The 18,038-nt window shown below is 71.7% G+C and carries 17 protein-coding genes and 1 pseudogene; 3 read left to right on the top strand and 15 right to left on the bottom strand.

Going from position 1 to position 18,038, the window contains the following annotated elements; all coding sequences use genetic code 11:
* Positions 1-39: 39 nt before the first annotated feature.
* The gene (locus tag SSP29_RS18280) at positions 40-642 is read right to left on the bottom strand and encodes a DUF6817 domain-containing protein (protein ID WP_089101776.1); all 603 of its coding nucleotides are present in this window, start codon (positions 640-642) and stop codon (positions 40-42) included.
* 89 nt (positions 643-731) lie between these two features.
* On the opposite strand from SSP29_RS18280, the pseudogene SSP29_RS18275 reads away from it, so the two are divergent.
* Positions 732-1,010: pseudogene (locus tag SSP29_RS18275) on the top strand (LysR family transcriptional regulator substrate-binding protein); the annotation flags it as partial.
* A 117-nt stretch (positions 1,011-1,127) separates the two neighbouring features.
* Here the strand turns inward: SSP29_RS18275 and SSP29_RS18270 are convergent.
* From SSP29_RS18270 to SSP29_RS18240, 7 genes are all read right to left on the bottom strand, one after another.
* Entirely contained in the window at positions 1,128-1,604 is a 477-nt protein-coding gene (locus SSP29_RS18270) for an HAD domain-containing protein (RefSeq protein ID WP_089101775.1), read from the bottom strand.
* Between the two features lie 98 nt (positions 1,605-1,702).
* Positions 1,703-3,706, bottom strand: a complete 2,004-nt coding sequence (locus SSP29_RS18265; RefSeq protein WP_089101774.1) for a HelD family protein — start codon at positions 3,704-3,706, stop codon at positions 1,703-1,705.
* Between the two features lie 52 nt (positions 3,707-3,758).
* The gene (locus SSP29_RS18260; RefSeq protein ID WP_089101773.1) at positions 3,759-4,364 is read right to left on the bottom strand and encodes a TetR/AcrR family transcriptional regulator; all 606 of its coding nucleotides are present in this window, start codon (positions 4,362-4,364) and stop codon (positions 3,759-3,761) included.
* Positions 4,365-4,387: 23 nt separating this feature from the next.
* Positions 4,388-6,619, bottom strand: a complete 2,232-nt coding sequence (locus tag SSP29_RS18255; RefSeq protein ID WP_089101772.1) for an aminoglycoside phosphotransferase family protein — start codon at positions 6,617-6,619, stop codon at positions 4,388-4,390.
* 397 nt (positions 6,620-7,016) lie between these two features.
* A complete protein-coding gene (locus SSP29_RS18250) occupies positions 7,017-7,907 on the bottom strand; it encodes a winged helix-turn-helix domain-containing protein (protein WP_245883134.1) in 891 nt (296 codons plus the stop codon).
* A gap of 118 nt (positions 7,908-8,025) precedes the next feature.
* Complete coding sequence (locus SSP29_RS55805; protein ID WP_245883133.1) at positions 8,026-8,739, bottom strand: HAD family hydrolase; 714 nt, start codon at positions 8,737-8,739, stop codon at positions 8,026-8,028.
* Between the two features lie 29 nt (positions 8,740-8,768).
* Complete coding sequence (locus SSP29_RS18240) at positions 8,769-9,641, bottom strand: FadR/GntR family transcriptional regulator (RefSeq protein ID WP_089101769.1); 873 nt, start codon at positions 9,639-9,641, stop codon at positions 8,769-8,771.
* Positions 9,642-9,786: 145 nt separating this feature from the next.
* Between SSP29_RS18240 and SSP29_RS18235 the strand changes: the two genes are divergently transcribed.
* Complete coding sequence (locus SSP29_RS18235) at positions 9,787-9,978, top strand: hypothetical protein (protein WP_089101768.1); 192 nt, start codon at positions 9,787-9,789, stop codon at positions 9,976-9,978.
* Between the two features lie 46 nt (positions 9,979-10,024).
* On the opposite strand, the gene SSP29_RS18230 is transcribed toward SSP29_RS18235, so the two are convergent.
* The 3 genes from SSP29_RS18230 to SSP29_RS18220 all read right to left on the bottom strand — a co-directional run bounded on the left by SSP29_RS18230 (position 10,025) and on the right by SSP29_RS18220 (position 13,252).
* A complete protein-coding gene (locus SSP29_RS18230; RefSeq protein ID WP_089101767.1) occupies positions 10,025-10,945 on the bottom strand; it encodes a winged helix-turn-helix domain-containing protein in 921 nt (306 codons plus the stop codon).
* A gap of 371 nt (positions 10,946-11,316) precedes the next feature.
* Entirely contained in the window at positions 11,317-12,561 is a 1,245-nt protein-coding gene (locus SSP29_RS18225) for a GNAT family N-acetyltransferase (RefSeq protein WP_089101766.1), read from the bottom strand.
* A gap of 106 nt (positions 12,562-12,667) precedes the next feature.
* Positions 12,668-13,252, bottom strand: coding sequence for an RsiG family protein (locus tag SSP29_RS18220; protein ID WP_089101765.1), 585 nt, complete (start codon positions 13,250-13,252; stop codon positions 12,668-12,670).
* A 158-nt stretch (positions 13,253-13,410) separates the two neighbouring features.
* Here SSP29_RS18220 and dtd point away from each other — a divergent pair, with 158 nt between their 5' ends.
* The gene (gene dtd, locus SSP29_RS18215) at positions 13,411-13,836 is read left to right on the top strand and encodes a D-aminoacyl-tRNA deacylase (protein ID WP_089102368.1); all 426 of its coding nucleotides are present in this window, start codon (positions 13,411-13,413) and stop codon (positions 13,834-13,836) included.
* Here the strand turns inward: dtd and SSP29_RS59770 are convergent.
* The 4 genes from SSP29_RS59770 to SSP29_RS18195 form a co-directional block, all read right to left on the bottom strand.
* A complete protein-coding gene (locus SSP29_RS59770; RefSeq protein ID WP_089102367.1) occupies positions 13,814-15,643 on the bottom strand; it encodes a helix-turn-helix domain-containing protein in 1,830 nt (609 codons plus the stop codon). The two genes, dtd and SSP29_RS59770, sit on opposite strands and share 23 nt — an antisense overlap.
* A gap of 156 nt (positions 15,644-15,799) precedes the next feature.
* Entirely contained in the window at positions 15,800-16,765 is a 966-nt protein-coding gene (gene ygfZ, locus SSP29_RS18205; protein WP_089101764.1) for a CAF17-like 4Fe-4S cluster assembly/insertion protein YgfZ, read from the bottom strand.
* A 10-nt stretch (positions 16,766-16,775) separates the two neighbouring features.
* Positions 16,776-17,252, bottom strand: a complete 477-nt coding sequence (locus SSP29_RS18200) for a Fur family transcriptional regulator (RefSeq protein WP_089101763.1) — start codon at positions 17,250-17,252, stop codon at positions 16,776-16,778.
* A gap of 34 nt (positions 17,253-17,286) precedes the next feature.
* The gene (locus tag SSP29_RS18195; protein ID WP_089101762.1) at positions 17,287-17,862 is read right to left on the bottom strand and encodes a heme-binding beta-barrel domain-containing protein; all 576 of its coding nucleotides are present in this window, start codon (positions 17,860-17,862) and stop codon (positions 17,287-17,289) included.
* Positions 17,863-18,038 lie beyond the last annotated feature (176 nt).

The raw sequence follows: 18,038 nt of genomic DNA, 5'->3' as shown, positions 1-18,038 counted from the left end.
ACACCCTAGAGGTGACGCCCTCAGACACGCCTTGCGGGCTCAGGCACGCCGTGCCGGCTCGTCGGGTTCGGGAGCGAGAACGGCGCGGCACGCGGACCAGGCCGGCCGGCTCAGCAGGGGGCGGAAGCGGGTGAACAGGGCCAGGAGCTGGGCTCCCCACTTCTCGCGGAAGGACGGGTCGACGCGGGCCAGATCGAGTTCGTTGGCGGCGGACAGCTCGGCGAAGTCCCGGCGCAGCCGGGGTTCGGGAACGCGGGCCTGTCCGGTGAAGCGGTCGCGGAAGGCCGCGTCGGGGTTCGCGAGCGCCGGGTAGGTGGCCTTCCGGTCGCACGAGGCGTAGAGGTACACGATCGCCTCGGCCTCCGCGCCGATCACCGCCACGAGTTCGGTACGGCGGTCGAGCGGGAGCAGGGCCGTGGGGAAGCCGTCGGTGCCGTAGAACGCGTGGCACAGGCCCGCGAGTTGGAGGGCGGGGCGGGCGCCCCAGGCGGCGAGTTGTTCCTGGACGCGCTGGAGGTGCACGAGAAGTGTGCCGCCGGGGTGGTCGATCTCGGCGGCACCGAGTGCGCGCAGGAGCGCGACGGCGCGAGCGGAGGCAGCAGGAGGTAAGGGAGGTAAGGGAGATGCGGGGGAAGCGGACACGAGGCGGGTTCCTTCCGTCGCTCGGGTCGGCACCCGGCCGCCCAAAGCCCTGCGCCGATCATCGCGAGTACCGCCAACCCCAGTCAATCGGCTCGGTACGCGTCACCACGGGCGGAACGACCGTACGGCACTTCATGTCCGAGGCCGTCGTCGCCTTCCGGCAGCGCTACCCGAAGGTGAGCCTGGAGTTCCAGACGGAGACCTCCGGCCGCCGCTGCTTCGACGCCCTCGCCGCGGGCAACCTCGACCTCGCCTGGGTCACCCTCGGCAGCCCGGTCCGCGGCATCGAGCAGCGCCCTGTCGTGGACCTGCCCTGGGTACTGGCCGTCCGCACCGCCGACCCGCTCGCGCACCGGGCCCGTATCGAGGGCTGACCGTCGGCTGGGCGGTGCGCCGGTGGGACGCGCTCTCCCCGCTCGCCCGGGTCTTCGCCGACACCGTCGCGGGCTGCGTCACCGCGAGCGCGCCGCGCCGGGTGTGAGGCGTCAGCGCTGGGCCGCCAGCCAGTCCTCCAGCACCGCGAAGTCCGCCTCCGTCAGGCCGAACTCGTGGTCGACGCGGTGCAGCAGGGCGGGCGCGTGGTGGTGGGCGGCGACCCAGGCGCGGTCGGCCTCGGTGAGCTCGTCGTCGATCCAGACGAACGGCCGCGGCCCCGCCCACGCCACCAGCGGCCGGGTCTTCCAGTGCAGCAGGGCCGGCGGCGCGGCCTCGTCCGGCCACTCCACGACCGGCAGCGGGGGCAGGCCCAGCCAGGGGGCGACGCAGTCGTTGGCGTCGTCCATCCAGGTGGTGGCCCAGACGAGGTCGCAGCGGAGGGCTCCCAGGCGGGGGCCGAGGGCGGGGTCGATGCGCGTGACCAGGGGGTTCGGTGGAGTGTGGTCGGTCTCGTAGACCCGGTAGGGGTGGTCGGCGGGGGCGCCGAAGGGGATGAGGGTTCCGTCGATGTCCAGGAAGAGAAGCATCGGGGACAGGATCGCATCGCAGAGAGTGCCGGGAAAGGTTGCAGGGCGGCTGCGGGTGCGTGGGGGTTGCTCGCGCAGTTCCCCGCGCCCCTTGAAAGCTAGAACGGCAGCGGCCTCGCATGCACCACGTCCAGCCGGGACACCGCTCTCGTCAGGACCACGTACAGGCGGTGCAGCCCCCGTTCCTCGCCCTCCGCCACCGCCGCCGGTTCCACGGCCACCACGTGGTCGTACTCCAGGCCCTTGACCATGCTCGCCGGGACCACGGCCACCCGCGCGCCCAGCTCGTCCGGTCCCGCCGGTTCGACGCCGGCGGCCGTCAGCGCCTCGCGTACGGCGCTCACCTGGGCGTCCGCCGCCACGACCCCCACCGAACCCTCGTGGGCCAGGGCCTCCCGGACAGCGGTGACCGTCGCCGCGTGCACGTCGTCGGCCGGGCGGATCCGCACCTCGCCGTCGGCGCGGTACGACTCGGCCGGGGGTACGTCCGTACCCAGGCGCCCCAGCAGCCGGTTGGTCAGGTCCACGACCGCCGCCGGGACGCGGAAGCCGGTGGTGAGCGGGACGACGGCCGCGTCCGGCTTGCCCAGGTGGCCCAGTACGGCGTCCCAGCTCCGCGCCGACCAGGGCGTGGTGGCCTGCGCGAGGTCGCCGAGGACGGTGAGGGAGCCGAACACGGCCCGCCGGGCGATCGCCCTGCACTCCATGGGAGACAGGTCCTGGGCCTCGTCGACGACGATGTGGCCGTACCCCTCGGGGTGTTCTACGAGCCCCGCGACCTCGTCGAGGAGGACCAGGTCGGCGGCCGACCAGCGGGCGGACTTGTACGAGCGCGGCGGGCGGGCCCAGCGCAGGTCCCGCTGTTCGCCGGGGGTCAGGAGCCCTTCGGCGGCCGCCGCCAGCACCCCGCCGTCCGTGAGGAGTTCGGCCACCACCTCCTCCGGGCGCACCTTCGGCCAGACGGTGTCGAGGCAGGCGCCCATCGCACGGGAGCGTTCCAGGCGCCGGGTCCAGGCGCCGGGCTGCGGGCCCGCCCGCCGTTCGGCCTGGAGCTGCACGGCCCGCATCGCCCGCCCCCGCACCCGCTCCCGTCCGACGGCGTACGGCGGTTCCTCGTCCCGTACCCCCTCGACGATCGCCGTCAGAGTGCCGGCCGGCACCCGCCAGGTGTACGTGCCGTCGGAGAGCGAGAGGGGGGTGACGGCGTCCGTGCGGACCCGGGCGTACAGGGCGCGGCGCAGGACCTCGGCCATCCGCGGGTCGTGCTTGAGCGCGGCGGTGCGGTCGGGGTCGGTGCCGGTGACCGGGTGGCGGCCGATCTCCTCGCGCAGGGTCGTCTGCCGTACGCCGGTCTCGCCCAGGGCGGGGAGGACCTCGGAGATGTAGGAGAGGAAGGTGCGGTTGGGGCCGAGGATCAGGAGGCCGGAGCGGCGGATGCGCTGCGGGTGGGTGTAGAGGAGGTAGGCGGCGCGGTGCAGGCCGACGGCGGTCTTGCCGGTGCCCGGGGCGCCCTGGACGCAGACGGAGTCGGCGAGGCCGGCGCGGACCAGGTCGTCCTGGTCGGGCTGGATGGTGGCGGCGATGTCGCGCATGGGGCCGACGCGGGGCCGTTCGATCTCCCGGGTGAGCAGTGTGCCGGTCCCGGACTCGCCCTTGCCGAGCCGCTCGTCCTCCATCCCCGTGAGGTCGGCGGAGTCGCCGCGGCTGCCGGGCGCCCAGCCGAACCGGCGCCGTACCGCCACGCCCTGCGGGTCGTCGGGGCCGGCCTGGTAGAAGGCGCGGGAGACGGGGGCACGCCAGTCGACGACGAGGGGCGGGGCGGTCGGCTCCTCGCTGATCCGCAGCCGGCCGATGCGGTAGCTCTGCCCCGCGTGCTCTCCGGCCTCGAAGTCCAGCTTGCCGAAGAACAGCGGTCCTTCCGGGAGCTCGCGCATCTCCTTGGCCCGGCTGCGCAGCCGGTACCCGAGCACTTCGGCGTCGGCACCGGACGCGGAGACGTCCTCACCGGTGACGACGTGCTCGACGGCGCCCTCGACCATGCGGGCGAGGGCGGTTCGGCAGCTGTCGTGGTAGGCGCGTTCGCGGTCGAGTTCCTGCTCCATGGGGAACAGCGTAAACGAGAAATCGTGACCGGGTTAAATTTTTTACCGACACTCAGCCGGAGGCCGCCAGCGACCGCTCCAGCCGTCCGAACGCCTGCTCCGCCGTCCGCACCGCGTCCTCCCGCACGTCCTCGACCCGCTCCCCCGCCGCGATCCGCCGCCAGTTGTCCTGCGCGAGGATCCGCTGTACGGCGATGATCTGGCCGGCCGCCAGCCTGGCCTCCAGGGTGCCGCCGAGGGCCTCGGCGAGCGCGGCCTCCGACCGCTCCAGGTAGGCGTACTGCCGGGCGACCAGGGTGGGGGTGCTGTTGAGCAGGGTGTGGAAGGCGAGGACCTGCGGGTGGTCGTTGAGCCCGGTGATCGGGTCGTTGCGCCCCAGGCCGTCGAGGAAGTGGGCCCGCAGCACGCCGACCGGCGACCCGGCCCCGGCGACCAGCCGCGCGGCCTCCGTCTCGTGGTCGGCGATCCGGTGCAGGACCAGGTCCTCCTTGGCCGGGAAGTACCGGAACAGCGTCGGCTTGGAGATCCCGGCCGCGGCGGCCACCTCGGCGACCGACACCGCGTCGAACCCCTTCGCCAGGAACAGCCGCACGGCGATGTCCGACACGTCCTCGTACATCCGCCGCTTCTTGCGCTCACGCAGGCCCGTCTCACCCATGGGACGAGCCTACGCAGCGGCGGTCAGCCGAGGGCGCGGGTGAGGTAGGGGTTGGCCCGGTGCCGGGCGGTGAGACCGAGGGAGGCGGTGGCGGCGGCCAGGGTCATGGCGTACGAGTCGACCGCGCGGCGTACGTTCGGCGCGTCCAGGCCCGCGCCGGTGACCAGGCGGTCCAGGTCGACGTAGGCGGAGCGGACGATCTCGATCCAGCGGTACACCCGCCAGTCCCGCTGCCAGTCCTTGGTGAACCCGGGGGCCAGCGTGCGCTCCCAGCGGCGGAACATCCGGTCGCGGATCTCCGGCCGGGTCGGGGTCAGGTGCATGTGCCGCACCAGGTCGTAGAGCGGGTCGCCGACCAGGGCCATCTCCCAGTCGATGATGGTGAGGGCGAGCCGGTCGTCGCGGCGCACCAGGTTCCAGGGGTTGAGGTCGCCGTGCAGCAGGACGGGGTCGCGGTGGCCGACCTGGTGCCGGGCGAGGATCTCGCGCAGCCGGGAGGCCTCGGGCAGACCGAGGACCCTGGCGAGCTGCCGGGACTCCTCGGGGAGCGCGCCGACCAGGGCGACCAGCTGGTCGCTCAGCCAGCCGTAGAAGGAGAACCCGGGGGTGTCGGCGGCCGGGTCGAGCTGACGGTAGGCGACCCGGGTCAGTTCGGCCAGCTGGTCGACGAGGGCGTCGGCCTCGTGCGGGCGAAGGCCGTTGACGGGGTGGTCGGGGGTGCGGTCGATGTCGCTCGGGCCCTCGTAGGTGTGGATGGCGAAGCGGTCCCGGGAGTAGGTGCGGATGTCGAAGAGCAGGTGCGAGTGGCTCTCCCCCAGCGCCAGGATCCGGGGCGCGGCCACCGCGGCCCCGGACTTCGCGATCGCCCGCAGCACCGCGTGCTCGCTGAGGAAGCTGGGCTCGCGGCGAAGGAGGTGGGGCACCCTGCGGCGGACCACCACGGGAAAGTCGGTGCCGGGCACCCAGACCACGGAGTTGAGGTGCGCGGTGCCCTTGAACACCCGGCGGGCCGGGGCCGCGCCCTCCAGGAACAGCGCGTCGGTGACCGCGGCGCGGGGAAAGTCCGGCTGCTCGGGGACGCGCGGGTCGGGCTTCCAGTCGATGACCTCGGTGACCGGTCCGGGCCGGCCGCCGCCCGACCGTGAGGACGCCCGCCAGCGGAACAGGATCCGCTCGATCTCCCGGTCCTGCGGGATCGTGCGCAGCCGCAGCGGTTCGGCACCGGCCTCCAGCGCGCGGCGGACGGCCGCGGTCGCCTCGTCCAGGCTCTTCTGGTCGAAGGACTCCTCCAGGGACTTCGCGGCCCGCATCACGTCCGGGTAGACGGACTGCGCCCGTTCGAAGTCCACGTAGTGCCGCAGGTCCTTCGCCGCCCCGTGCACCGCGGTGGGCCGTACCAGCCGCATGGCGTCCGCCCAGGCCGCCACGGCCTCGTCCCACTGGTGGGCCGGGTACCGCATCCGGACGAGATGGGTGGCGAGGTCGTGCAGGGGGTCGCCGAAGGTGGCCAGTTCCCAGTCGACACAGATGAGGGGCGGAGCACCGTCGTACGACATGATCACGTTGTCGCGGTGCAGGTCCGCGTGGAGCAGGCTGTACGGCCGGCGGGACATCGCGGGCACGCGGTCGGCGTACCGGAGCAGCGCGTCCTCGGGGACGCCCAGTGCCGTGAACAGGCCGCCGAAGCGGTGCCAGTTGGGCTGGCGGATCTGGAGGTCGGCCATCCGGGCCAGGATCCGCAGGAAGGCCTGGCTGTCGGTGTAGTTCCGGGGCCACAGCGCGGGCAGGGGCGGCAGGTCGGCGCCGCCGCGCAGCTGCGCCAGGCCGGCGAGCTGGGCCGCCAGGGCCTTCAGGAGGAGGCTGTCGACGGGCTTGCCGTTGCCGCAGACGCTGGAGAGGGGGACGCCTTCCACATGGCTGTGGATGGCGAATCCTTTGCCCTCGAAGAGGCAGTCCGGAACATCGGGCAGCACCCGACGGACCGTCCGGAGGATCTGTGCCTCGTTAGGCCAGGTTCTGATCACCACGGACAGGGCGTCGGGCTTGCGCACGCGCACGGTGACGAGGGTGCCCGGTTCGACATGGAGCGCGCCGGCCGCTTCGTCGGTGACGGGCAGGACGTAGTTCTGGTTGTGGAAACCGACACTCGCATGCCCCTGGCCTGCCGCATGACGGGCGAAGGCCCTGAGTACGGCAGCGGGCCCGGGTCTGCCGGAGCGTCCTCCGCTTTCGAGAGGGAGAAACGGTGCGCCCACTTGCCGCTCCGGAGGGTTCGAACACGCGCTGAAGGGGGAGGTCGGGAAGAACGCTATTCCCGGGTGCTGAAAACGGCACGACCACAGGCCCGGAGGAGTAGCCCAACGGTGGTCCGCTCATCATCCGTGCCCTGTCGGCCGAGGCCGCGTTTACGCCACCTCCTGCCCCGAACCCGAGCGGTTGCTCAGCCGGTTCCGGCATGCTAACGCACTGCGGCCGCCGCGATATCCAGTTACGGAAGTTGCCAGCGCGCCAACAGGGGCCCTGTGCCCGGCCGCCGCCACGGGTGGTCCGCCGGATCGGGTGCGTCCGCCCTCCCACCCGTCCCATACACGCGAATCCGAGCGATCGCCCAGTCGGGGCGCGCATGTTGGCGCACAAGGATCGCTCCCGGACTCACTCGGCCAGGAGCTCCCAGACCGCGTCGAACCAGGCCGTCATGCTCGTCACGAACACCGATCCGGGTGAGTCCTGGTCGGCGTCGCCGACGTGGCGGGTCAGGGTCGCCCCGAGCCCCAGGACGTCCACCGCTTCCACCTCCTCGCCGTCGCCGTCGCCGTCGCCGTCGGCGAGGAAGACCGTGCGGACGACAGGCAGGTACAGGCCGTGCAGTACCTCGTCGCCGTTGACGACATACAGCTGGAAGGCCGGGGTCAGTTCGGCGCGGCGGACCTCGAACTCGACGCACGGCACCAGACGCTCGCTGCGCAGTTGTTCAAGGACCGTGCGCAGAGAGGCGGTGTGGGCCCGCGTGACGGCTCGCAGGCGCGTCGGCAGGCGCGGGTCGCCCGGGTCGCCCACGGCTCTCGGGTAGGGCATGGACAGCGTCTCCGCCGGCAGGATCAGGCGCACGGCGATCCGCTGCGGCGTGATGACGCCGGCGTGGATGCGCTCGGACTGCACCCGGACGTGTGCGTCCAGGCTCTCCGAGGTCAACGCGCAGACGTCCAGGGTGACTTCGTCCCGCTCGAAGGCCTCGCCGATGACCGGACCCAGGGTCGTCGGGGGACGGAACCCGGTCGGCCGGGGCGTGGTGGAAGGGACGGGCTGCCTCACGAGGACCCGGGATCCCTGCCCCTGCCTGGACTCGATCCAGCCCTCGGCGCGCAGGTCGCTCAGCACGCGCTGCACGGTGTCACGGGACACGCCGAACTCCTGCGCCAGGGCTCGCTGCGGGGGCAGAAGGGTGCCCACCGGATAGCGGCCCCCGGAGAGTCTGCGCCGCAACTCCACGAGGACCGGTCGGAACGCCCTGCCACCGCCGGCTTCGTCGCTGGGGTCGACCACACGCCGAAAGTACTCCGGGACGCCTGGCCGCACACTCCAACCAGTCCACTTGGCGGTCAACCAGTCAACCAGTCGACTCGGACTGCGGTGGGCACGGATCCGGTGCGGCGGGTCGGCGTCAGCCCCGCAGAATCGCCAGCAGAGGCTCCAGCGAGCCGACGACATGTCCGGCCCCGGCCTCGGTCAGGAGCTTGGCCTTCGGCTCGTTACGCGCGTAGCCGAGGAAGGGGACGCCGGCCCTCGCGGCCGCCTCCAGATCCGAGAGGGAGTCGCCGATCATCAGGGCCGCGGCGGGGGCGGCGCCCATCGCGCTGAGGGCGCGGTTGAGGCAGTGCGGGTCGGGCTTGAGGCGGTGCAGGTCCTGGGTGCGGCCGTAGATGTGCGGCGCGAAGCACGGGGTGAGACCGCGGTCCTCCAGATAGGCACGGACCGCCCGGGGGGAGTTGTTGGTGGTGACCGCCATACGGGCGCCGAGCGCCCGCCAGGTCTGTATGAGGACGTCCGCGAACGCCGTCGGCCTCGCCGTCGACGTAGCCCGCAACTCCTCCTTGGTGAGACGTTCCTCCAACTCCACGACCAGGTCACTGCCGGAGTGCCGGTCGTCCACGGCGCGCAGCAGCACCTGCGGGTCCAGGGAGTCGCGCTCGGTGTCCGTGACCAGGCCGCTCAGACCCCGGCTCGCAAGCCACTCCACCAGGTCGTCGGCGACCCCTTCCGCCGAGTGGACCGCAAACAGACCACAGATCGGCCCGTCGAAGTCCCAGAGGACGACACGGGCGCTTCTGACCAGTTCCGTTAGCTCTTTGGTCGCGTTCTTGCGCTTGGCTGCCACCAGTTCAGTCTGCGTCGTATCAGAAGTCACTAAGAGAGTGTCAGGTCCGTCGTGATGGTTTCCCAGAGGGCGTCGAACCACTTCTGGGATTGGTCCACGAACGCGGCGTCCCGCTGACCGGTCCGCTTCTCGAAGGAGAAGAGGAGGGATTCCGAGCCGACGGCGTCGTACATGTCGAGCGGGCCGTCCTCCGTCTGCTCCTCGCGGCGGGTGACCGTGTAGTACGCGAAGAGCGCCTCCGCGCCGTTGAGCAGGTACAGCTTGATCGGCGGGGTGAACGGCAGGGCCCGGAAGGTGACGTTCACGTCGATCTTGTGGGTGGAGCGCAGGCCCTGGAGGTTGTACTGGAGGACCTGGCCCTGGGCGTTGCGCATGCCGAGCCAGCGGTTGTGGACCGTGTCGTCGTCGCCGTCGACGACGGCCGTCGGGAAGGCGAGCGGGATGTCGCGGCTGGGCAGCAGGACGCGGACGTCGATGCGTTCGGGGCGGAACCGGCCCTCGTGGATCATGCGCAGGGGTTCGGCGAGCGCCGGCAGCAGGCTCTGGGCGGTGAGGCAGGCGGCGTCGATGCGAACGTGCGCGGCGGCGAACGCCTCCGTCATGCGGGGGCCGAGGCCGACCATCGTCGGCTGGGGTTCGTCCAGCGCCGGGGGCCGGGGCTCGGCGATGCGCGGCGGGCTGCCCTTGCCGACGTCGACGAGGAAACCGTCGTCCTGCAGTGCCCGCACGACCTGGCGCACGGTCCCCCGCTCCACCCCGAACTCCTCGGCCAGTTCGGCCTGGGTGGGCAGGCGGTCGCCCACCCTGAGGTCGCCCGAGCGGATGCGCTCCCGCAGGATGTCGGCGATCTCCTTGGGTGTGCTGCCGGCGTTCACTGCCACGTTCTCCTGAGTCACGACCAAACGCTACAACTTTGATCCATCTAGCGGGAGTTGTTTGAAGGTTGTTTATAAGTAGTAGCCAACTGGGGACAACTTAATCAGAGTTGGTCACCAACTTGATTGAGTTGGCGGAAGCCTCGCTTCCCGACTGATGGGGGGAACCACCATGCCTGCCGCCCTCGCTCTCGTCTCCGCCGTCTTCGTCATCGGCTTCGAGCAGATGGTCCAGTCGAAGTACGGTGCCACTGGCATTATCGGTCTGCTGTTGCTCACCGTGGGGATCAAGGCCAAGAGCCCGGCGTTCAGCTCCGCCGGCGCCGTCCTGCTCGCCCTGATGCTCACCGGGCCGGCCCTGTAGGCACCTGGGCCCGTGTCCGGTCCCGGACCCGTCCGGTCCCGGGGCCCTAGGACGTCAGGTGCAGCTCAGAACTGATCGTCTCCCACAGGGCGTCGAACCACCTCGTGGACTGGTCCACGAACGTGGTGTCCCGCAGCCCCGCGCCCTGTTCGAAGGCGAAGAGCATCGACTGCGTGCCCTCGGCGTCGTACGTCTGCAGGTGCTCGTGGTCGATCTCCCGCTCGTGGCGCCCCAGCGTGTAGTACGCGAAGAGCGCCTCCGCCCCGTTGAGCAGGTACAGCTTGACCGGCGGGGTGAACGGCAGGGCCCGGAAGGTGACGTGCACGTCGATGCCGTGCGTGGCGCGCAGCGCCAGCAGGTTGTGCCGCAGCACCTGGCCCTGTGCGTTGCGCTGGGCCAGCCAGCGGTCGTGCACCGCGTCCTCGGCCGAGGCGTCGGCCGCCACCGCCGTCGGGAACGCGAGGTCGATGTTCCGGCTCGGCAGCAGCACCCGGACGTCGATCTTGGCCGGTTCCAGCCGCCCCGCGTGGATGAGCCGCAGCGGCCCGCCGAGCGCGAGGTTGAGCGAGACCGAGGTCAGGCAGAGCGCGTCGATCCTCACGTGCGAGGCCGCGAAGGCCGCCTCTATGCGGGGAGTGAGGGCCACCATGGTCGGTTGCGGCGGCGCCTCCGAGCCCATCGCCGGCCATGCCGGGCCCGGATCCTGGGCCACCGTCGCCGGAGCGCCCTTCGAGACGTTGGTGAGCAGGTGCTCCGACTGCAGGATGCGCAGTGCCTGCCGTACGGCCCCGCGCTCGACGCCGAACTCGTCGGCCAGTTTGGCCTGCGTGGGCATGCGCTGGCCCGGCCGCAGCACCCCGGACCTGATCCGGGTGCGCAGCTCGTCCGCCACCTCGCGGTGTGACGCCTGAGGCCGCTGTGACCTCTTCCGCCCATTGACGGAGGCGAGTTCCGGGTCCACGGACAAACAGTACAACTTCCCGCCATCTTTCGGCAGTTCACGGGAAGGTGGTTATGAGTCGCATCCAAGTGGAGATAAGTACTGTGGAGTTGGTCACCAACTCATGCAACATGGTCATACTTCCTCGGCGGTTGGCCATCCGGGTTCCCTTCCGGAGGGGAGCCGGGAGCCCGGTCCACCAGGCCCGGCCGTCGGGGCGCACGACCAGCACGACCAGCACAGTCACAACTGAACACCGACAACCGAACACAGGCAGACCCGCACAGCCACAACTTCACAGCTCGCTACGGATGAGCAGCACAGCACAGACACAACAGCACAGACACAACTGAACAAGGTGATTCAGGCACCCGTCCCCGCGAGGAAGGAGACCCGTCTCAGAAGATGTCCGGGCACCAAGGACGCCCGGGCGCGCGCAGCAGGGCGTCGGCCTCCCGGGCGGCGCCCACTCGCTCTTCCTGGACCCGTCCGAGCGCGTGCAACCGCGCCACGGACTGGTCGCCGAGCCAGACACTCGCCAGTTCGGCGACGCCGAGGGCGAGGTCGGGGGTGTCGGTGGTCGGGGTGCAGGACGCCCCATCGGGGGAGGCGTCCAGCCGGAACCGGCCGCCGGCCAGCCCCTGCCGGTCCGCCACCTCAAGGACCAGCGACCCCGCCCTGTCGTACGTCCGCGCCTCCAGAGCCCGTACGACGTCCAGGATCCGCACCCACAGCCAGTCCGCCTGGTTGGTGACGCGTGCGGCGCGCGGGTCGGGCAGGTAGTGCGGCAGCAGGTCGTCCGGCGACCGCCAGCCGGTCTTCACCCGGGTGATCCAGTCGATCGAGCACAGGTAGTGCCACAGGGCGCGCTCCGCCGCCGGGGTCGTGCCGAGCAGCCAGTGCACGTCGGCCGTGTTGTACGGCTGCTTGCCCTGCCAGTTGTCGTCCGACTCGTAGGACACCATGCCCTCCACCTCGCCGGCCGCCGAGCGGTACACCGCGAAGTAGGGCTCCTTCCAGTCGGCCTCCCAGCGGATCACGCCGGTACGCCCCTGCCACCACAGATCGGTGCGGCTGACCGCGCCGGGGGTGCTGCGGCGGATGCGTTCGTGCAGGTCGGGGCCGAGCTTGCGGACGTCCTCGCCGTCGACGAGGTCGATCCGGCCGCCGTCCTCGGGGCGCGACCAGCGCGGGTCCAGGCCGGACCGGGCGACCTCGATCGTCCACTCCGTGAGCGTGGTCGCCGGGCCGAAGCCGTAGCGGCCGTAGATCGGGTACTCGGCGGCGATCAGGGTCGCGACCACGTCTCCGCGCTCCTTCGCCGCGGCCAGGTCCTGGCTCATCATGCGGGTGAGCAGGCCGCGGCGGCGGTGGGTGGGGGTCACGGTGACGTTCGAGATGGCGTCGGCGGGGACGGTCGCGCCGCCGACGGCGGTCAGCTCCTGGTCGAAGGAGCGGAACGTCGCGACACAGCGGGGGCCGTCGAAGGCGCCGAGAAGTCTGCCCGGTACGAACTGCCTTCGGCGGGCGTCGAGTTGGTCGGCCGAGAGGGTGGGGGTCTGGAGGAAGCCGGTGGCCAGGGCACGGTGCCAGTCGGCTAGCTCGGGTTCGGTTATGGGGCGGACTTCGACGGCGTCAGTCATGACAGCACGGTAGGTGTTGGGTAGGGGTGGTGCCGATTCAATTTTGGCTGCGGGAGCGTGGGGGCTGGTCGCGCAGTTCCCCGCGCCCCTTTCGGGGCGCTTCGCCTCAGGTCAGTAGATCGTCGACCTGTGCCTCGCCCTCCCGGTACCTGCGGGTGATCTCTCCGCTCGAATCGTCGGCCGTTCGTTGCAGGTGCTGCCTGCGCCGCGACACCTCCTGTTCGTAGCGGACCAGGCGGCCCATCGCCGTCGTCAGCTCGGTGTCCGTGCGGGCCTCCAGGTCGGAGAGTTCGACCTCGGCCAGCATGTCGGCCGCCAGCCTGCCGTACTCCTCGTTGTGCGGGGTGCCCAGGGTGACGTGGCGGGCGGAGGACCGGTGGCGGGCCGGGGCGTCCGTGAGGATCTCCGGGAGGCGGTCCACGACGGAGGCCGCGCCCGCCGGGGAGCGGCGGGCCAGTTCCGCGCGCAGGATGTCGATACGGCCCTGGAGCAGCCGTCGTACATAGCTCAGGTCCGCCTCGTCGCGCTGGGCGTCCCGGCGCAGGACGCGCAGCTCGGGCAGGCTCAGGCGGGCCAGGTCGTGCTCGGGTGGTTCCACGGGCAGCGGGATGTCCTCGCCGCGCTGTGCGGGCGGCCGGTGCAGGCTCGGTGTGCCCTGCGTCTTCAGTCGCCCCGTACTCGGTGTGCTCATGCGTCTCTACCGTCCCCTCGACCGGCGTGTGGAAGCATGGTGTCACCCCAAGTGGCCGCAATGTGACCGAGTGCCCCCGAACGGCCCTAGTTGGGACGTTAAGGATCAATAATGGGGCCCCTGTGGGGGCCACGGGACCACCGGGCATGATGGTCCGCATGCGAGCGGTGGTACAGCGGGTGGACGGTGCGAGTGTCGTCGTGGACGGCGAGACGGTGGGCGCGATCGAGGGCGAGGGCCTGTGCGTGCTCGTCGGCGTGACCCACGACGACACGAAGGAGAAGGCGGCCCAACTCGCCCGGAAACTCTGGTCGGTCCGCATGCTGGCGGACGAGAAGTCGTGCAGTGACATCGACGCGCCGCTGCTCGTCATCAGCCAGTTCACGCTCTACGGCGATGCCCGCAAGGGGCGGCGGCCGACCTGGAACGCGGCGGCGCCCGGGGAGGTGGCGGAGCCGCTGGTGGACGAGGTGGTGGCGCAGCTGCGGTCGCTGGGGGCGACGGTGGCGACCGGGCGGTTCGGGGCGCAGATGCGGGTGTCGCTGACGAACGACGGCCCGTTCACCGTCCTGCTGGAGATGTGAGCAGCTCCCGGCAGTCCCGGGCCAGCGTCACCATGCCGAGTTCCTCCGCCGTGCCGAGCGCGGTCCGGGCCAGGCCGTGGGCGGTGGCCAGGGCGGCGGGCGACAGGGCGGCGGGCGAGCCGGTACGGAGCCGGGCGCGGGCCTCGTCGAGGCGGAGCCGGGCCATCTGCGCCGGGTAGCGCTGCGCCAGGCGTACGGCGCGGGCGAGGTGCCCGAGCGCGGTCTCCGGTTCGCCTGCGACGAGCGCGAGCAGGGCGCTGAAGCGGGCGGCGGGGCCCAGCAGCACGGTGGGCCAGCCGGCCAGCACCAGTTCGTCGCCGTGCGCGTCGAGGAGGGCGCGCAGCGCCGGGACGTACGCCGACACCTCGGTACGGCGGTCCGCGCGCTCCGCCAGGTCGGCACAGACCAGGGCGAGGGTCGCCGCGGTGGGCAGGGCCCAGCCGCTCGGCGGGAACCGGGTGAAGTCACCGGCGTCGGCGGCGAACGCCCGGAGCTGGTCCGCGGCCTGTTCGTACCGTCCGGTCGCGCACAGCGCCAGGGCGAGGCCCGCCCGCCACACCGGGAAGTAGCCGCGGCGCTGGACGCCGGCCATGCGCGGGGAGGCGAACAGCTCGGCCAGGCGGCCCTGTTCGTAGCGCAGCCAGTACTCCTGGCCGAGCACGGTCTGGCTGAGGGCGTCCGCGGGCATCGAAAGGCCGGCCTCCATCGCCGCCGCCACCTGCCCGGCCTCCCCGAGGATCCAGCCCTCGGCGGCGGCGAACTCCCCGCGCCACAGGCTCATCAGGGCGTCCAGGGTGCCCTGGTGCCAGTACGCGAGCCGGCTGCGGTGCCGGGCCGCGTACTCCCGGTGCCGGCTGAGGGTCGCCTCGGCGGCGGGCACCCGGCCGGTGCGCAGCTGGTCGATGGCGAGGGCGACCAGCGCCTCCCCCTGGAAGTAGGCGGAGTGGGAGCGGACGGCGAGGTCGCGGAGTTCGGTGGAGAGGGCGAGCAGGGCGCGGGCGGGCTCGAAGTCGTACAGCGCCCAGCGGGTCTCGGTCAGGACCTCGCAGCGGGCCTCGTCGCCCACGCCGCCGGGTGCTCCGGCCGGCCGGCGGCCGCGCTCGCGCAGCTCCGCCAGCGCCTGGCGGGCCAGCCGGGCGCCGGTGCGGGGTTCGGCGCCGGTGACCGCGGTGTCGGCGCCGATGGCCATGGCGAGCTTCTTGGCCCGGTGGGCGGTGAGCTGCAGCCGCAGCTCCACCGCCCGGGTGTCCTCGCGGCCGGCCAGCGCGGCCAGGCAGGCGTCGATGCGGAACAGCAGGTCGCGGTCGACCTGTCCGGGGTCCGACCAGCGCCGGGCGCTGCGGACGACGGCGTGCGCGCGGGCCAGTTCGTCGCCGCCGGCGGCCTCGTAGGCGGCCTGGTAGTGCCGGCCCGCCTCGTACATCTCGCCGAGCAGGTGGCGGGTGTCGCCGCGCCGGATGTGCTGGTCGAACCCGGCGCCGTAGCCGCTCGGCCGGGCGGGCGGGGCCGGGGCCGGGGCCGGATCGGGGGGCGGGCGGCGCCGGGTGCCGCGGACGGGCTGGTCGGCCTCGTCCCGTCGCTCGTGCTGCTCGGGTCCGGGCGGCAGCAGGGCGAGCAGGGCGCCGTCGGCCCGCAGGGCGGCGTCACAGCGCTCGGCCAGCAGCCGGCCCGGGGGCCGCAGGCCGTTCTCCACCCGGCTGAGGTAGCTCTTGCTGTAGTGGACCCGGCGGGCCAGCTCGGCGAGGGAGAGGTCCGCGGCCTCCCGGCGGACGCGCAGCGCCTCGGCGAACTCCTCCTGCGGTGTCACGGCGCCTCCCCCCGAGGGCACGCCGCTCGCCGGGTCGAACACGTGCACACCGTGTCCAAGTGGTCGCCGCCCGTTGCCAATTATGGAGTGTCAACGGCATATCTCGCAGCGTGCTTACGGAGATCCTCAGCTTGTGGACCGATCCCCGCGGCAGGGCTACGGCTCGACGATCACTTCCTGTGCCGCGGCCGTCTCCCCCGCGATCAGCCGGGCGTCCGCCGGGATGTTGCGCTTGACCAACGCCAGGGCCACCGGCCCCAGTTCGAAGTGGCGCACCGACGTCGTCACGAAGCCGACCTTCCGGCCGTCCTCGCCCTCGTCGGCCACGCGGATCTCGGTCCCGTGCGGCGGCAGGTGGACGTCGCTGCCGTCCAGGTGGAGGAAGACCAGGCGGCGCGGCGGCTTGCCGAGGTTCTGCACCCGGGCCACGGTCTCCTGGCCCCGGTAGCAGCCCTTCTGGAGGTGCACCGCGGTGCCGATCCAGCCCAGCTCGTGCGGGATGGTCCGGTGGTCGGTCTCGAAACCGAGCCGGGGCCGGTGGTGCTCGACGCGCAGCGCCTCGTAGGCGAGCAGCCCGGCGGCCGGACCCGCCTTCCGCGCGAACGACTCCAGGTCGGCGCGGGGCAGGAAGAGATCACGGCCGTACGCCGTCTCGCGTACGACGGCGCCGTCCGGGACCTCGGCGATCGAGCCGGCGGGCAGGTGGACGACGGCGAAGTCGTCCGTCCGGTCGGCGACCTCCACCCGGTAGAAGAACTTCATCGACTCCAGGTAGGCGATCAGCGCCTCCTGGGTGCCGGGCTCGACGTGGGCCCAGACGGTCGTACCGTCGTCGACCAGGTACAGCGCGTGCTCGATGTGGCCGTGCGCGGAGAGGATCAGCGCCTCGGTGGCCTCGCCGGCCGGCAGCTCGCTGACGTGCTGGGTGAGGAGGAGGTGCAGCCAGCTCAGCCGGTCCTCGCCGGTGACGGCCACGACCCCCCGATGGGAGAGGTCGACGAAACCGGCGCCGTCGGCGAGGGCGCGCTGCTCGCGGAACAGGTCGCCGTAGTGTGCAGCGACGCCTTCGTCCACGCCCTCGGCGGGCACCGCGCCGGGCAGGGACAGCAGAGGGCTCTTCATATGAGTAAGCCTACGACTCGGTAATTGAAGTCTGGACGGACGCGGATGCGGGGGATGCCGCCTTGGCTCTCTTCAGCGTGCAGTCCTTGCAGCGCCCGAAGATCGCGAAGTGTTTCATGTCCGTCTCGAAGCCGAAGTCCCGCCGCAGCTTGGCGGTGAACTCCGCGGCCACCGCCACGTCCGCCTCGATCACGTTCTCGCAGTCGCGGCAGACCAGGTGGATGTGGTGGTGCCGGTCGGCGAGGTGGTACGTCGGCGCCCCGTGCCCGAGATGGGCATGGCTGACCAGCCCCAGCTCCTCCAGGAGCTCCAGGGTCCGGTAGACCGTCGAGATGTTGACCCCCGACGCGGTCTTCCTCACTTCACCGAGGATGTCGTCGGGGGTCGCGTGCTCAAGGGTGTCCACGGCTTCGAGCACGAGTTGCCGCTGCGGCGTCAGCCGGTAGCCGCGCTGCCTGAGGTCGCTCTTCCAGTCGGTGCTCACCACACCGAAAGTCTAGAACTACTTCTAATGTTCGGAACTACTTGAAGAACGCGATGCCGTCGTCCGGCATGTCGTCGGGAAGGGCCTTGGCCCAGCGCTCGACGTCCTCCGGGGTGACGACCTTCTTCAGGTGGGCCGACATGTAGGGGCGCAGCTCGACCTCGGGGGTCTGCTTCTCGCCGACCCACATCAGGTCGCTCTTGACGTAGCCGTAGAGGCGCTTGCCGCCGCTGTACGGGGCGGAGGCGGCGGTCCGGGCCACGGCGTCGGTGACCAGGTCGATCTGGGGCTTCTTGACGGCCATCTCGCCGTACCAGATCTCGATCACGCCGTCGTCGCGGACCATCGTGACCTCGACCTTGCGGTTCGCGTCGATGCGCCAGAAGCCGTGCTCGGTCTCCAGCGGGCGGACCTTGTTCCCGTCGTTGTCCAGCACCCAGGTCTGGGAGTGGTACTCCAGGAAGTCCCGTCCGTCGTGACTGAAGGTGACCTCCTGGCCGAAGTTGCACTTCTCCGAGCCCGGGAAGTCATGGACACCCGCGCCTGCCCAGCTGCCCAGCAGGAAGGCGAGCGGGACCAGGTCCTTGTGCAGGTCGGACGGAATCTCGATCATGAGTGGTGGTTCCTAGACTCGGACTCGGTTCAGCGCTGGCCCTGGTACAGCTTCTTCACGGTGAGCCCGGCGAACGCGATGACGCCGACGCAGACCAGGACCAGCAGGGTTTCGAAGAAGGCTTCCACGGGTGCTCCTTGAGCGAGGGTGGGCGTACGTACAAGAGCCGGGCCCCA

The sequence above is a fragment of the Streptomyces hyaluromycini genome (assembly GCF_002217755.1).
Lineage (GTDB): Bacteria > Actinomycetota > Actinomycetes > Streptomycetales > Streptomycetaceae > Streptomyces > Streptomyces hyaluromycini.
This window is presented reverse-complemented; position numbering and strand designations above follow the sequence as displayed.

Excerpts from the sequence above, each read along its gene's own strand:
- SSP29_RS18270 (WP_089101775.1), bottom strand. The coding sequence starts at position 1,604 with ATGCTTCTCTTCCTGGACATCGACGGAACCCTCATCCCCTTCGGCGCC.
- SSP29_RS18265 (WP_089101774.1), bottom strand. The coding sequence starts at position 3,706 with ATGGAGCAGGAACTCGACCGCGAACGCGCCTACCACGACAGCTGCCGA.
- SSP29_RS18260 (WP_089101773.1), bottom strand. The coding sequence starts at position 4,364 with ATGGGTGAGACGGGCCTGCGTGAGCGCAAGAAGCGGCGGATGTACGAG.
- SSP29_RS18235 (WP_089101768.1), top strand. The coding sequence starts at position 9,787 with ATGCCTGCCGCCCTCGCTCTCGTCTCCGCCGTCTTCGTCATCGGCTTC.
- SSP29_RS18225 (WP_089101766.1), bottom strand. The coding sequence starts at position 12,561 with ATGACTGACGCCGTCGAAGTCCGCCCCATAACCGAACCCGAGCTAGCC.
- SSP29_RS18220 (WP_089101765.1), bottom strand. The coding sequence starts at position 13,252 with ATGAGCACACCGAGTACGGGGCGACTGAAGACGCAGGGCACACCGAGC.
- dtd (WP_089102368.1), top strand. The coding sequence starts at position 13,411 with ATGCGAGCGGTGGTACAGCGGGTGGACGGTGCGAGTGTCGTCGTGGAC.
- ygfZ (WP_089101764.1), bottom strand. The coding sequence starts at position 16,765 with ATGAAGAGCCCTCTGCTGTCCCTGCCCGGCGCGGTGCCCGCCGAGGGC.
- SSP29_RS18195 (WP_089101762.1), bottom strand. The coding sequence starts at position 17,862 with ATGATCGAGATTCCGTCCGACCTGCACAAGGACCTGGTCCCGCTCGCC.